The sequence below is a fragment of the Nitrosomonas sp. Nm34 genome (assembly GCF_900113925.1).
Classification (GTDB): Bacteria; Pseudomonadota; Gammaproteobacteria; order Burkholderiales; family Nitrosomonadaceae; genus Nitrosomonas.
Genome location: NZ_FORD01000010.1, coordinates 1 through 15354 on the forward strand (window position 1 = coordinate 1; position 15354 = coordinate 15354).

13 protein-coding genes are annotated in these 15354 nt (G+C 43.2%); 6 read left to right on the forward strand and 7 right to left on the reverse strand.

The window, feature by feature from the left end; genetic code table 11:
- Positions 1-196, forward strand: a 196-nt coding sequence (locus tag BM283_RS19365) for a hypothetical protein (protein ID WP_217646454.1), incomplete at its 5' end; no start/stop codon positions are given.
- A 22-nt stretch (positions 197-218) separates the two neighbouring features.
- On the forward strand, positions 219-680 hold the full coding sequence (locus BM283_RS06255) for a ferritin-like domain-containing protein (RefSeq protein ID WP_090690964.1): 462 nt from the start codon (positions 219-221) through the stop codon (positions 678-680).
- A gap of 530 nt (positions 681-1210) precedes the next feature.
- On the opposite strand, the gene BM283_RS06260 is transcribed toward BM283_RS06255, so the two are convergent.
- The 4 genes from BM283_RS06260 to BM283_RS06275 all read right to left on the reverse strand — a co-directional run bounded on the left by BM283_RS06260 (position 1211) and on the right by BM283_RS06275 (position 6069).
- Positions 1211-2917 (reverse strand): HAD family hydrolase, encoded by a 1707-nt coding sequence (locus BM283_RS06260; RefSeq protein WP_090690966.1) that lies wholly within the window; start codon positions 2915-2917, stop codon positions 1211-1213.
- Positions 2918-3160: 243 nt separating this feature from the next.
- Positions 3161-3625, reverse strand: coding sequence for an MgtC/SapB family protein (locus tag BM283_RS06265; RefSeq protein ID WP_090690968.1), 465 nt, complete (start codon positions 3623-3625; stop codon positions 3161-3163).
- A 114-nt stretch (positions 3626-3739) separates the two neighbouring features.
- The gene (locus tag BM283_RS19885) at positions 3740-4078 is read right to left on the reverse strand and encodes a BON domain-containing protein (RefSeq protein WP_254776222.1); all 339 of its coding nucleotides are present in this window, start codon (positions 4076-4078) and stop codon (positions 3740-3742) included.
- Positions 4079-4113: 35 nt separating this feature from the next.
- Positions 4114-6069 carry an AsmA family protein gene (locus tag BM283_RS06275; protein WP_090690970.1) on the reverse strand — a complete coding sequence of 652 codons (1956 nt, stop codon included), beginning with the start codon at positions 6067-6069 and terminating at the stop codon, positions 4114-4116.
- A 364-nt stretch (positions 6070-6433) separates the two neighbouring features.
- On the opposite strand from BM283_RS06275, the gene BM283_RS06280 reads away from it, so the two are divergent.
- The gene (locus BM283_RS06280) at positions 6434-6829 is read left to right on the forward strand and encodes a PRC-barrel domain-containing protein (RefSeq protein WP_090690972.1); all 396 of its coding nucleotides are present in this window, start codon (positions 6434-6436) and stop codon (positions 6827-6829) included.
- A gap of 322 nt (positions 6830-7151) precedes the next feature.
- Here the strand turns inward: BM283_RS06280 and BM283_RS06285 are convergent, their stop codons facing one another.
- On the reverse strand, positions 7152-8027 hold the full coding sequence (locus BM283_RS06285) for an SDR family oxidoreductase (protein ID WP_090690975.1): 876 nt from the start codon (positions 8025-8027) through the stop codon (positions 7152-7154).
- Between the two features lie 614 nt (positions 8028-8641).
- On the opposite strand from BM283_RS06285, the gene BM283_RS06290 reads away from it, so the two are divergent.
- Entirely contained in the window at positions 8642-9640 is a 999-nt protein-coding gene (locus tag BM283_RS06290; RefSeq protein WP_090690977.1) for a metallophosphoesterase, read from the forward strand.
- A 289-nt stretch (positions 9641-9929) separates the two neighbouring features.
- The gene (locus BM283_RS06295; RefSeq protein ID WP_090690979.1) at positions 9930-10934 is read left to right on the forward strand and encodes a DUF3616 domain-containing protein; all 1005 of its coding nucleotides are present in this window, start codon (positions 9930-9932) and stop codon (positions 10932-10934) included.
- Positions 10935-11095: 161 nt separating this feature from the next.
- On the opposite strand, the gene BM283_RS06300 is transcribed toward BM283_RS06295, so the two are convergent.
- Both BM283_RS06300 and BM283_RS06305 read right to left on the reverse strand, forming a co-directional pair.
- Positions 11096-12823 (reverse strand): GGDEF domain-containing response regulator, encoded by a 1728-nt coding sequence (locus tag BM283_RS06300; protein ID WP_175492049.1) that lies wholly within the window; start codon positions 12821-12823, stop codon positions 11096-11098.
- A 587-nt stretch (positions 12824-13410) separates the two neighbouring features.
- Positions 13411-14208, reverse strand: coding sequence for a hypothetical protein (locus BM283_RS06305; RefSeq protein ID WP_254776223.1), 798 nt, complete (start codon positions 14206-14208; stop codon positions 13411-13413).
- Positions 14209-14362: 154 nt separating this feature from the next.
- Between BM283_RS06305 and BM283_RS06310 the strand changes: the two genes are divergently transcribed.
- Complete coding sequence (locus BM283_RS06310) at positions 14363-15187, forward strand: hypothetical protein (RefSeq protein ID WP_254776225.1); 825 nt, start codon at positions 14363-14365, stop codon at positions 15185-15187.
- Positions 15188-15354 lie beyond the last annotated feature (167 nt).

The window sequence follows — 15354 nt, forward strand, 5'->3', positions numbered from 1 at the left end:
GCTTGTTATAAATCGATTCTTGAAGCAGAATCTTCTCCAGCTTCGACCAGTACTCATCATTGAGCATTATTCGGGGCATCGCAAACTCGTTTTGTTGGTGGTATGGGAACCCCAATATTACGAGTTTGTTTCTACCTATGAAATACTTATCTTAAAACGTCAACAGACCCTAGGCTTCTTTTTATTTTTTATGTAAGCCTTTATTTATGGGGGATTAGATGAATAATATAGAAATTGCAACGTTACTAAATGGACTTGTCGAGATTTCGCGCGATGGTACAGAAGGTTTTAAAACATGCGCAGACAATGCAAGTGACCCAGCCTTGAAAGCTTATTTCAATGACTGTGCGCAAAGTTGTGAAGAAGCCGTTAAAACCTTAAGTGTCGAAGTTATGCACTATGGCGGGAATCCAGATACGAGTGGAACGACTGCAGGGGGCCTGCATCGTACTTGGATTAATCTTAAGACGGCACTTACTAAAAAAGATAACCTCGCGGTACTGGAAGAATGCGAAATGGGCGAAGCTACAGCAGTTATGGCTTACGAAAATGCGCTGAGGCAAGAAATGCCTGATAATCTTCGTGCACTTCTAGAGCGACTATGCGAAGGAGTGAAAAGAAATCACGAGCGTGTGCGCCAACTGAGAGACGAAGCCAGAAATAATCCCAATCTTGCTTGAGCCTTAAAGTTTCGATTCTTGATTCTTTATTTAATCATTTTCTTGGCTATAACCTTTATAAGCAAATCGAAATGTCATCAATTAATGCGTCTATTAAGGAAATGTGCGTCATATGGCCATATAAATTTCAGTTTATATAGTTTAATAGTATTTTGTCGTAAGGGGTTACCCGTTAGAGGGGAGGTGACCCTTATCATCGTGCAAGTGGCGTAGTGTTTTTACGTAGATGTCGGCAGTATGGCGCTGGATCAAAATACCCAATCCCAGGATAACCCGGATAAGCCTTCCACCAAAATTGACATCGAGGCCTTGACGCAGGACGTCAAGAATTATTCAGACGTTTATTAGTACGAGTGCGCAGACGGCCTGGAGTCAGACCTAGGATATCAATTATGCTTTAAGGCGTCAGTGGGGATGTCTTATAAAAAAGCCTGCGTCACCCAAAGGCTAACGAAGAAGAGAGGCACATCTTTCAGGAAAAATTAAAAGCTATGAGTGTGAAGGTCGCCAATTCATGAAACAGGGGATCGCTAAGCCGACCCGGTATAGCGCAGTTCTATCCGCTCACGAATGCGCGCGCGGCTTTCGTGAGGCGATAAATTAAGGCACTCGATTTGCGCAATCTCTTGGGATAATTCGTCGTCCTTGATAGCATTGCGTATCCAGCGCGAGTAATCACCTTGATGCAGATGGAACATCCAGGTCTCATCATCCACACCTTCGGCAGATTGCAAGAAGAGGGACAAGTTTTGAGCTCGCAAATTTAGTTTGCCTTTTGGACCTCGAAAGTAGAAACTCCGCTCTGGGGGCAATTCCCCTGCTGCATACTTGCGTACGTGGCGTCTACGTTCACCCTGCGGCGGAATTGATTCGAATACGAACGGCGGCACATCCGAGTTCAACCGCCAAGCTACCGCCTCTCCGGCCTCAAGATGGCGGGGTGGGTCAACCGGTATCGGACGATCCAGGGCGTGGGCGAGAGAACGCAGCGTTTCCTTCGGCTTGGGGCCAATAGCAATTAGCAACTGAACGAAAGACAAAGCCGCGCCCGAGACATGGTCAGGGTGTACCGTAATCATCATAAGACCATGCAGTGCTTGCGGCAACGTCACCCTAACTGGACTCCACGACGTTGGCAGCAGATGGTGGGCCTCATCGATTACCAGCCAGTGTGGACGTCCGGTGCGTGCGCGCAAGGATACAAGCGCCGATAGCAGTTTTTCAAAATAAGCAGGGCGGTCCTCCAAAGTAATACCTAGCAGGTTGACAACTACATTCTGGCTAGGCTGTTCCAATAATTTGAGGACTTCATCAAGAACTGGTGGTTGTCGACTATCGCCTAGTGAAATCGCTCCCTGCAATTGTTGATAGTCCCCTTCCGGATCGACAATACAGAATTGATACGTTTGCTCTCGCAAGCGTTCCATAAAACTGGTCGCAAAAGTGGATTTCCCACTAGCCGAGGGACCAGCCAGCAAGATGGTGGTAGCATACGAATCAATGCTCACCACTTCATCGTTACGCTTGCCTAAAGCGATCTGATGGCGTGTCTGGCTCGGGGCCAAGCTGCGCAGGTCATCAGCAAGCAATCGCTTAATCAGTTCCTTCACTCCGGCACCATGGTCGCGCGCAGTCACCCAGTCAACGCGTGCTTTCAGGCTTGGCAACGCGTTGTCAACCGCCACCGCGCACTCGCTTATGCGCAAAAAAGCATGGTCGTTCTCCGCATCACCGATACTGACTACATTGTGGGGTGACAGTCCCAGTTCGTTCAACGCTGCAAGTAACCCACTAGCTTTGTTAACGCCAGTCGGCAACACCATCACAGCTCCTTTGTTGAAGATAACCTCTAGCTCGAGGCCGAGATCGCGGATAGTTGCCAGCACTGTAATCTCGTGTGGCTCCCACGTTGCAACGATCACTTGACCTACGGAAAGCGGCGCCACCTTGCGAGCTTGTAGCTCCGCAATTAATTCTGGGGGGGGCGGCGGGGCAAGTGCAATTGCTTCGCGCGATTCAGGACGGTATAATAGCGCACCGTTTTCAGCGACAACGCGGGTAAACAGATCGATTCGAGGAAATACCCGCATCAGATCGTCGAGTTCGCGCCCGGTAACTAGAATAAGCGAGCGGCCAGAGTTCCGCGTATGCTCCAACGCTGCCATGGTCTGCTCGTCCACTTTCCCATTCAATGCAATAGTGCCGTCGTAATCGCAAGCAAGCGCATAATAACGCATCGGCCATCTCCTGTATGCAATATAGGAAAAATACACGCCCAATACACGCCATCTGATAATAAGAAATGTACTGGAAGTTAAATTTACTGTCAAACACATGTGTGTAATAGGGACACCATAGTATGAAACTTGCATGCCCATCCCCGAAACCAAATCTTGCATGACCTATTAATACTGACTAAAAATATTGCCAAGTTTGAATGAATTCAAGGCAAAATTGATACTTATCGTAGCCGCGTATGATTAGAAATCTGTATCTTTGGGCTTAGGCAGCCAGTGCAGAACCACCAACGCCAGGAAAGTCACACCGATCGCAAGGATGTATTGGCGCAAACCTACGGCAATGCCGATAGATGCCGTCAGTAACAGTGAAGCCGCCGTTGTGAGCCCTAGGACTGAATTACGTCGCGCGTGCTGGATGATGGTGCCCGCACCGATAAATGCCACTGCGGTGACTACAGCTCCGATAATACGGATGGGATCGGCTCTGATCAGCTGCGAATAGGTTTCCTCGCTAAAGTGCTCAGCCAAGAGATCGCCAATACCCAGCAGCAGCGCTGCAGCACCTCCGATCAGCATATGGGTGCGCATGCCAGCCGGGCGTTGACTAATTTCGCGCTCAAACCCTATGCAGCCACCCAGCAGCATTGCGAACGCAACGCTTGCCAGTAAGGTGAGCTGGAACTGCCAGTTACCAAGTAGATTCATTTTTTTTCTTTAGATCTTCTATTGTTAGCAAATAAACAGACCAGTTTCAGCCGAAAATTGCGCGCTCTAGCTATAAATTAGCTCCACTTCCATCTATCCTCTTAATCGCTTTGCTTATTTCACTTTAATCTTGTTATCTACTTGCTTCACGTTAGGTACTTTTTTTGCAACAGAACCAGCTAACTGACGTTGAGATTCTGTTTCAACAAAACCACTTAATATCACCACTTCATTAGATGCTTCTACATGTATAGCGGCGGCACTAAGTTCCTTCGTTTCAATCAGTTTTGCTTTTACTTGCATGGCTAAAGTTAAATCTTCTTGATCTTCTTTTTTAATTAATGGCTCATGGGTAAATGGCTCATGGGAAAATAAACCAGCGCAGCCACTCAAGGCACATAGGATGAGTAAATAACTCATCATTCTTATATTACGAAGCGCATTATGGCTCATTTATTTCTCCATATTTCATGAAAATAAATATAATTTTATTTGTGAGCTTCTTTTAATGTGTCTATAAAACGGGAACAGCGGTCACTCTGCTGATTATTATTACCTTTCTGCTCTTTTTCTTTTTCCTGAATGAATGCATATAGACTTACAATTGGCGCTGCCGGTATTAACGCAAGTGAGAATGCGCCTCGTGCAATCGCTCTTGCACCAGGAGTAAAGTCTGGTTCTTTGAAACTACCTTTTATGTAGAGAGGCGCACGAGCTGAAAATACACTCAAATCCTTAGGGTTAGGGTCAATGACCAGATCTAATTGCTCCTTCTTGAAATCAATAGTCCCTTTGCTGAAAAATACAGTGTCCTCAGTATCTATAACAAAATTACCTATCTTCATGATTCCGCCAGTGGTGGGAAGATCAACAAAAGCACAGTTGATTTCAGTACTATCCTTCTTGCCGAATAACGCAACCAAAGCTTCCCCAACGTCAAGGCCACCGAGTTCTACCAACAAATGATCAAGCTGGCCTCCTGTCATTAGCATCAGCAAGCCGCCATCAGCCGAGGCTAGCATTTCTGCAACAGAATCTCCCTTGAACCAGAAGGTGGCTTCGCCGCCGATTATGCCCGCACTTTCCTCTGCAATCTTAAAGCGGCGTAAAATTTCATTTAAACGAACGTGGTGTATTTTAGTTTCTAATTTGCTTTTAACGGGTTTGGTTCTTGTATCGAGCTCAAGATGAGACTGTATGCTCCCAGTCGCGATCTTAAAAGTTAGAGGATTAAGAATTAAATGACCATTCTTAATGACTGCTCGCGTAGAAAGCTTATCTACTGGCAGCTTTGACTTAACATGCTTGCTTTGCAAAGTAATATCGGCATTTATCTTCTGTAAGTCATCAAATTTGATAGACTTTTTGGGCAGTACATAGGGGCTGGCGGCTTGCTCTTTTGCTTGTTCTTTCTGTTCTGCCGAGGCAGTTTCTCCAGGTCCAGTCCCTGGAGCCAGGCCAATTATTGGTCCAAAATCATTTAAGTCTATTTTTTTTGAGGTCAGATTCGCCTTTATAAAAGGCTGCCGCTCACCTATCTTCACGTTAACATTTCCCGCCATATCACTATCCCCTACGTGCCCATTTAGTTTTTTAATTTGCAAGGTATTTTCATGAAAAGACAAGTGCCCTTTAAACTGATAAGGCGGTAGGCTGGGCATTGGTAATCCGGTTATGTCTGATAATTGCTCAGGATCAGGGCCTTTCATGGCAAACTGCAAATCTACGCCTTTAAGTTGCAGAGGCTCTGTCACAGTACCTTTAACTCTAATCGCGGTGTCGCCCGTTTGAAAATCTAGGGTCAACGGGTAGGGTGCTTTTGCTTCACGAAGCGCAACTAATGGTCCTGCAGTTAAATTTATGGCTAATGGGTTTCCCTTAAGCTTTCCTTTAGCGTGTAAATGAGTCGCATCTTCGCCGTCAGCCTGTCCTTTAGCTGTCTCAAAATTTGCGTTAATCTCTGTATTCGCGGATAAATCCCGATAAGCAAGACGGCCTCCTTCAATCTGCAAGCGCTCAATAATTGGTAATTCTGCACGCTCCTTCGTCTCATCTTTCTCGATTGGTAATTCCCAGTTAGGTTCGCCATTGGGAGATTTTTCTAAAATAATATTGGGTTTAGTAAGAATAATTTCAGGAAGTATTACACGGCCATGAATGAGTTCAATCAGATCGATACTGAGATCAAGAGCTGCAAGCTCTAGCATATTCGGTTGTTTGCTCCATGCTGCGTTTTCAAACTGTATTTGCTCAAACCTTATGTGGGGCGTCAAGGACCAATTGATGCTCAAATCACCATTAATTGTGAGTTTTCGACCTGTTCGTTCACTGATCTGTTGCGCAGCTATATCCCGCACCCAATTTGAACTCATTAACGCGAGCAACAATACAACTAAAATAACCAGTGTAAGGAGGGCAATTCCAATCCATTTTATGATAGCCATTTTTATCCTCATTAATTACTCACTCAAGAGAACCTTAATATCTACCCATTTAGTGGAGGTGTGAGTGAAGTGTATAGCTGACTTTCCCTGCTTTATATGCAACACAAACATTCGATTTATAAGCTTCTCATCCCGGAGAAAATCAGTCTGTTCGGAAGCGCACATTATTGTTTAGCAGATTGTTTAGTGTCTGGTCAGCATGCTTAGCACATAAGTGTGCTAGCGTACAGACCGTGCTCAGTTCTGGGTGTATTGTTTTGTTCACAGCGTGTCGAGATGGTTGTACACGTTTAACGCGTTAGGTTTAGCGACAGCAAGATGATCGCAAGAACCCTTTCTAAAGTTATTTTGATAGGAGATGAACATGAGCTATGAAGATCGCGATACTTATGGTATGTACAAAAATAGAAATGATGGACCTGGGCCTCGGTTGATGGGGGCAGATACATTGATTGGAGATGATGTCTACAATCAAGCTGGTGAAGATCTGGGTGATATTAAAGAAATCATGATTGATACGACCAAGGGTACTGTAAGTTATGCAGTGTTGTCTTTTGGCGGCGTTCTCGGTATAGGAGAAAAGCTTTTTGCGGTGCCTTGGAAAGCATTGAAGCTCGATCCTGAGAATAAGCGTTTTGTGTTAAATGTGGATAAAGAACGTCTTAAAGATGCACCAGGATTTGATAAGGATCACTGGCCCGACATGGCAGACGAGTCCTGGGTGAATAAAATTAATTCTTATTATGGGATTAGGCAGTAAGTAGATAATCTGCATAGTTGGATGGTCTATTTGCGATCGTTTAACCACATCTGCAGATACGGCAGTAAGGCGAGCAAGCAGATTATTAAATATCTCGTTTATTTGCTGACCTCATGGAACTTGCACCGTTAATGATTCAATTCAGCAAATCCAATTGATGATTGTCAAGAATTAGCGGTGCAAGAGCCAACGCTACTAATCATGAGCAAGCAATAAACTAAACCAAGCGATCATTTTACCGTTTTAATTTAAATAGATAATTAATCTAATCTATTTCAAAGAAGTATGCCCTTGAGTAGCGCACACTCTAGGTAAAGTTGATCTAGCCAGCCCGCGTTTCACCCCCTAAGATGGTCATAATTTCTCCGCTGATGTAACTGGAGTCGGCTTCTGAAGCAAAAAAGACAAAGGCAGGTGCAACTTCCTCGGGTTGTCCTGGACGTTTCATCGGCGTATCAGCTCCATGCTGGGCCACGGCTTCGGGGGGTTTCGATACAGGCTGCAATGGTGTCCAGATCGGTCCAGGAGCAACGCAATTAACACGGATGCCTTGTTCGGCCAAATTTTGGGCAAGCGATTTAGTGAAAGCATGGATTGCTCCTTTTGTCGAAGCATAATCAATCAAATTTTTGCTTCCTTCCAGGCCCGTGATCGACCCACAATTGATAATCACCGCTCCTTTTTTCATATGCGCCAACGCGGCCCGGGCCATATAGAAATAGGCATAGATATTCGTTCTGAATGTGGTATCCCAATCCTCATCAGAGATCTCGGCCAAACTATGACGCGTTTCTTGATAGGCGGCATTGTTGACTAAAATGTCTAATTTTCCAAATCGCGTGACGGTTTGCTCTACAGCCTGCTCGCAAAAGCTGCGTGATGTCACATCCCCAGGAAGGAGGAGAGCCTGGCGGCCTTCCGCTTCTACTGCAATTTTGGCTTCTTCCGCATCTGACTGCTCTGAAGGCAAATAGACAATGGCTACATCTGCTCCCTCACGGGCGAATAGCACGGCCACTGCTCGTCCGATTCCAGAATCCCCACCGGTAATCAAGGCCACTTTGTCTTTAAGCTTGCCGGAACCCTTGTAAAGCGGTGCTTTATAGCGCGGCTGTGGGGTCATGTTAGAATCTAACCCGGGCTTTTCTTGAGATTGCTCAGGTAACGGTGATTTCGGCCTGTCATTTTGTTGATTCATTGTGACATCTCCTTATTGATAACCTTACTATCTGTTGAGGTTGAAGTTCTGCCAATGCATCGATCAAAGGTTTGTTGCGCGAATTGCACCTAAGTTCAACTTAATGATTGAGCTAACGCCCAGAGGAAAACAGATGATTCTTTACTCAAGTCCAATGTACCGAAAGCCAAATGGACTGTCAATTATATTAATTATTAATTGGAAAATTACTTAATTTTGATTCAATAATATAAGAAAAACAAAAGATTAAAGATTTTTTTCCAGGTGAATGCCTGCCAAGAACAAAGATCTTCTCAATTATGAAGCGGAAGCTGAAAAAAAGACGAGTACAACCAATAGGTTTTTGCTTGAGCCCTTGGGTTGAAAATTACTGTTTATAAAACGCCTGTTCTCGTTCCATTTCCAAATCATAAATGACGCGAAGACGAGGGGTCAGGCAGTATCAATAATACGGCAAGGTGAAGCCGACAAAGCCAGTTTTAATTTAGAAACGGATAAGACCCGTCTGTATAGGTGCAAGTGTCAGTTATAGAGTACTACTAAACATCCATTGCTTGTGGTATATCATTCTGAGCAACTCAAACAAACGTTCCTCGTTCAATAAAATACATACAATGGTTCAATTTAGGTTTTGTATTATTTCAACACTTCTTCTGGTATTTTTTTCCACTATTGCTTCAGCTCAATCAAGCGGAACTGAAAGTGAAGACGTTAAGCCATTCGAGTTCGCGCTGATTGGCGATATGCCTTATGCTAACGTCGATTTTCGCAAATTTGATCATTTAATTAAGGAAATTAATGCTGATCAAAAGCTAGCGTGGGTGCTTCATGCAGGAGATATTAAAACAGGTTTATCTCCTTGTTCAGATGAGTTGCTGCGCGATCGCCTGAAACGCTTTCAGCAATTCCAGCTCCCTTTTATCTTGACGCCGGGCGATAATGAATGGACAGATTGCCATCGTTTTACTGCAGGTTCATATCAGCCTCTCGAAAGGCTCGCTTATTTACGAAAACTTTTTTACCCGCAGCCCGGTGTAAGTCTGGGACAGAGCACAATGACTGTCACGACCCAGGCGAGGGATCCGGATTTTTCAGAGTTCGTGGAAAATGTACGTTGGAAGAAGAATCGTGTCATATTTGCCACATTGCATATCGTTGGCAGTAATAATGGATTGCTGCCTTTTTCAGCGCGTACTCAAGCTGATGACGATGAAGTGAAGCGCCGTATCAATGCCGCCCTTTTTTGGATAAAACAAACTTTCACCGAAGCCAGGGAAAGTAATGCCCATGGTGTCTTCTTACTTTTTCAGGCGAACCCAAGATTTGAATTAGCGAAAGGTAACGACAAGCGGCTTGGTTTTGAGGAAATTCTTAACCTTTTAGAGCAAGAATCAGTCGAATTTAGCAAACCTGTCATGCTTGCGCATGGTGATTCGCACCACTTTCGCTTAGACAAACCTTTATTCAGTAGTGGAGCAGGTAAGAAGCATATAGAAAATGTCACCCGCGTAGAAACGTTCGGTGACAGGGATATCCATTGGGTACGAGTAGTGGTTGACCCCAATTCACCTGAAGTTTTTACTGTCCATAAGCAGATGGTCGAGAAGAATTGACCGGCTTATTTTTTTATTCATTTACAATCAGCAGAGATAAGTAATTCCATTTCTAAATCAAAACTTACTTTGTCGGCTTCACCTTGCCGTATTATTGATATTGTCTGTGGCTTGCTTCGCGTCATTTTTGATTTGGAAATGGAATAAGAAGGGAATAAAACGGTGGTTAGTAAGGTTTCAGAAGCTGGTAGGAGGGGGTGCAAGAGGGTGCAAGAATTTTTTGTAATTACCAATAATGATACGAATTCACCAGGGTAAATAAATGGCTCAACAGGCCAGGAGCATTTTTATGAATATAAAACCTTTCAGGTTGACAATTGCTATCACTGCCACATTTCTTATGCCATCTGTTATCGCAGGTACGTCCTTGCCCGTTACCCAGCACTATGGCATGTGTGATGCATCCGCAGCTGTTCCTGTCGAACCGGATATGTTTATCGTCGCCAACGACGAAGACAACCTACTGAGGATCTATAAGAGGGGTAAATCCGGTGAGCCGATTTATTCGCAGGATCTTTCTTCATTTCTGGAAATCGATCCAAAGGACCGAGAAATCGATATTGAGGGAGCCACTCTTATTCAAAACCGCATCTATTGGATCGCCTCGCATGGTGCAAACAAAGATGGCAAGGAGCGTCTCAACCGTCACCGTTTCTTTGCGACGGAAATTGAAACTATTAACGGTAAGTTCTATTTGAAACCTATTGGCAAACCTTATGTTGGGTTAGCTAAAGCTCTCGACGATTCCGCAGAACTAAAGCCCTATCAACTTGGAAAGTCTGCCAAAAAAGCGCCAGAATCCATGAATGGGCTCAACATAGAAGGGTTAACAAGAACCCCTCAAGGCAATTTATTAATTGGATTCCGTAATCCTATTCCAAGCGGAAAGGCACTATTAGTTCCGTTGGAAAATCCGCAAGAAGTGATTGCTGGAAATGAACAGCCAAAGTTGGGCAAACCGATTTACCTGGCACTGGATGGTTTAGGCATACGCAGTATCGAATATTCAGATATTAATGGCGCGTACTTCATTATCGCAGGACCGTATGATGATAATGGGAAGTTCCAATTTTATCAATGGTCAGGTAATTCATCCGAGCCACCCAGACTAATCAATAAGATTGATTTTGAGGGGATGCATCCAGAGGCATTGATTGTTTATCCGAAGGAAAAAAACAGAGTCCAGATTCTCAGTGATGATGGATCGAAATTGATAAAAGGCCAGTATTGTAAAGATCTGGTTCAGTCTCAGGAAAAAGTTTTTCGCAGTATTTGGGTAAATATAGAACCATGAGGAAACGTTCTGTTAATTTTATTTCCAAACCAACACTGGATTTGTTGGCTTCATGCCGTATTATTGATACAGTCTACGGTTCGCCTTCGCGCCATTAGTGCTGTAGGTAAATCAGAAAAAAGAAGTGGGGATGATTATGGTCCTTTTTTCATCCATTAATTTTAGGGCTTGCGAACATAGAATTTCGAGTTCTGATTGAAGATATTTTCGAACATCTTTTCACAAGTTGCTGAAGACAGGGGCACACCAAAAATATATCCTTGCGCTTCATCACATTTCATATTCAACAAGGCTGGCAATTGTTCATGGTATTCAACCCCTTCAGCTACGACCTTCAATCCCAAGTTGTGGGCAAGCGAGATGATCGCAGAAATAATAGCTGCACTTTTAGAATTGCGAGTAATGCTTTTTACAAAGGACTGATCGATTTTCAGGCTGGCAAAAGGATAGCGATGCAGATAGTTTAATGATGAATAGCCTGTTCCAAAATCATCTAAAGATATATGCACGCCGAGATCATTCAATTCATTTAAGATAGAGATTGTTTCGGCAACATTAGATAACAAGAGACTTTCTGTCACTTCCAAATGAAGGTGTTCTGGATCCATTCCTGTTTCGTCAAGCGTCTTCTTAACGGTATTTGCCAATTGAAGCTGGCGAAATTGTTTGGCTGATAAATTAACTGATATACGAATTCTGGGAAGACCAGCCTCTCGCCATAGGCAACATTGCTGACAAGCTGTATGTAACACCCACTCTCCGACCGGTATAATCAAGCCGGTTTCTTCCAATAGAGGAATAAAATTATTAGGTTGCAACAACCCCATTTCAGGATGTTGCCAACGCAATAACGCTTCCACACCAACCAGCTGATTTATGCTCAGATCTACCTGAGGTTGGTAATGTAAAACAAATTCATTTCGCTCCAAGGCAAGCTTTAAATTTTTTACCATCGCCATGCGTTGGGTAATCAGCGTATTCATTTTTGCTTCAAAGAATTGATAATTGCTACGTCCTTTCGCTTTGGCTGCATACAACGCCATATCAGCATGTTTTATTAATTCTTCTGAGGTCTGGTCTCCTTCTTTATATATCGCAATGCCGATACTCATGGTTACGAAAATATCTTTATCATTCAATAAAAATGATTGCGACATTTCATCGACGATCTTTTGCGCTATATTGGCAGCATCTTTTTTGTGCTCTATTTGTTCCAGAATAATTGTGAATTCATCGCCACCCAGACGTGCAATGGTGTCCTCGGTTCGCACGCAGTGTTTCAATCTTTGGGCTGCAAATTTCAGCAATTGATCGCCTGCGTCATGTCCCAATGTATCATTGATATCCTTGAAGTGATCTAAATCCAGAAACATCAAGGCAACCATATATCCTGACCGCTTAGTGCGCTCTTGTGCCCGATTCAAGCGTTCTCGAAATAATTCCCGGTTAGGCAAATCGGTAAGGGGATCATAATGCGCCAAATAAGCAAGACTTTGCTCACTACGTTTGCGCTCAATCGCATATCGTAACGCCTTGATAAGTAAAGGACTACTTTCTTCACCTTTAACGATATAATCCTGCGCTCCACTATGAACGGCATCCATAGCAAGTTGTTCATCATTGACCCCACTGCGCACCACGATAGGTAAATTCGGCGCTAAGGTCTGTACTCCAATTAATGCTGATAACCCATAGGCATCAGGTAATTGGAGGTCCAGTAACATTACATCGAACTGTTCTTTAATAAGAAGATCAAGCGCATGTTGCAAGCGATCAACGTATCTGAGTACGAATTTTTCTCGTCTTGATTCGCTCAGCATCTCATGCACGAGAGGCAAATCAACTTGATTATCTTCTACCAATAAGACTTTGATGTGTTCATTGTTCATGATCAGACATCCCTGATGCCATGAGTATCGTTGCTATTCAACTTCAACTCTCGGAAGCAATGTGACTTCGTTAACTAGAAATCTTCAATACTACGGACTACCTTGACGAACTAATCCAGCTTCCCTAGTTTCGTTATATAACTCTTGAGTTAAACGCAAGTTAGCAACGATTGCCTTCCACTAAGAGGATACAGAAGGGTAGTCTGATTTGAGTGGTAACCATAGCTTGAGTTCCCACATCAGGTTAATTTAATAGGGAAATGGTGAAGAAAAAGCTTGAGCCTTGGCTTGGCTTCGATTCAATCCAGCTATGTCCCCATGGCATTCAACAATTTTTTGCAAATCGTCAAACCTGATTTTGTGCCTTTATACGGGTCTTCGCCACGGAGCTGCTGAAAAAACAGGCAAAAAGCGGAGTTTATACCTGATCAATGAACATTCTGAGTCTGTTTTTAATACCGCAGCGGAAACGTTGTAAATAGTATGCTCAGCAATCTGTTAAGGATACTTAAGAAACTTAAAAAAACCAATTCTACCATCTGGGCATCATCATCTATCTTAATCTTTACTTTTTGTGGATGACGTGTTTAATCAACCACTTCTATTTCCGAGACAAATGACATCGAGCTCAATCCAAAAAGATTTCTCATAGAGAACCGTTCACTATAATGTATTTTTACCCTTGCCGCCATTTTTAGGCATTTGACAGCAAAATCAAATAAATCAGGGTCATCCATAATAAAATGGCGGAATTTGCTTCCTCCACTTCCCATCTGGATGGTCATGAAATAATTTCTAAAGCGATCTTTATTTTCAATCACGTTGACTATTCTACCAAATTCGACCCCAGAGGATATTTCAGGATCATTGGTATGAATGCTGCCAATAAAATGAGCTTGTTCTATTGTCTGGTTTTCATCTACTGGATAGATTGCCATTAATTCATTCGTTGCAGAACAAGAAAGTAATGCATTTTTCTTGGGTGTTTTGAATTCAAGCACAACATTATTGCCGATAAACTTTTCGATCGCTTTATAACGATCTTTTTCAAAACAAAACAGCCATGGATTAGAAACTAAATTAGGCGGCTGATTGCCAAAACTGATAAAAGTTATGCTGTCATAGCCAAGTAGTACCTCGCCAACATAGGCGTTGTTAAAAGTTCTTTCAAGACTTACGCTACTTAATCGGCCAGAAGCATAACCTTTCGTATCAATAATTAATAAACTTGCAAAAATTGGTTCAGTGATCAGAATCCATACCAAAAGAAAAGTACTGATATTGAGAAAGCAGCATTTTTTCATCAAAATTTTTTCGCAAAAGTCACGCAATCGCGCAATTGATTTTTTATCGAAATGATTTGCATGGTTTGAAGCATTTACCAAAATAAGTTTAATTATAGTAGGCTGTTTTAGCCTTCTTAATTAACTGAATACATATGAGAAGCGCCTATCATGACTAAATATGATTAAATCGTACACTATTCTTGAGAGGTTTATCTGAGTTAAGCTTGTAATTTGATTTATATGAAAAAACAGAGTGAATGACTTCATGAATCAAGCGATGCTAACGGCCTTATATCAGCAGTCTTCTCCAGTAAACCGGATTGTCCTGTTAGGTGCCAGTAATTTGACCTTGTCTTTGCGCTTGGTTATTCAGCAGATTCAACATCATTGTGGTGGACCTAGTGAAGTGCTGGCTGCTGCGGGCCATGGTCGTTCTTATGGTGAGAGCAGTCAAGTGCTGATACGGGAATTACCGGGTATTATTGCCTGTGATTTATGGTCACAACTCGAGGCGGGGAAGGCACGACCCACTTATGCCTTTTTGACTGATATTGGCAACGATGTCCTCTATGGATTCCCGCCACACCAAATTCTGCAGTGGATTACCTGGTGTGTCGAGCAATTGCAGGAACAGTCAGCGTATATTGTCATGACCAATTTGCCGATTGTGTCGATTGAGTCGCTGCCAGAATGGCGCTATCAACTTTTTCGCAATCTGTTTTATCCCTCTTGCCAGCTTTCCAGAAATGAAGCAGTTGAACGAGTAAAGGTAATCCATCAGGGTTTGATTGAGTTAGCAGCACGTAAGCAATTGATACTCTGTGAACAGCAACCGGAATGGATGAGTATGGATGGCATTCATTATGTTTATTGGAAACGGCGTGCCTCATATCAGCATATTTGTGCGCATTTTAATCCCTCTCGTAATCACGCGGATCTTGCTGTTACCGATCAGCTATTTTCACAAAAGTGGCAGCAGCGTCCACGGTTTGCTTACCAGAAAAGGTTTGGCAAAGAGAAGCGCTGTCCGCAACCCAGTGGATTATTAGCGGATAAAACGATGGTCTTCCTGTATTGAGCCAAGTACTTCCATTTCTAAATCAAACCTGACTTTGTCGGCCTCAGCTTGCCGTATTATTAATACTGCCTGCGGCTTGCCTTCGCGTCATTCTAGATTTGGGAATGGAATAAAGCTCATTTCCCACTAATGAGTGATTTTTTATGCTGATTTGATGTACAACTTAT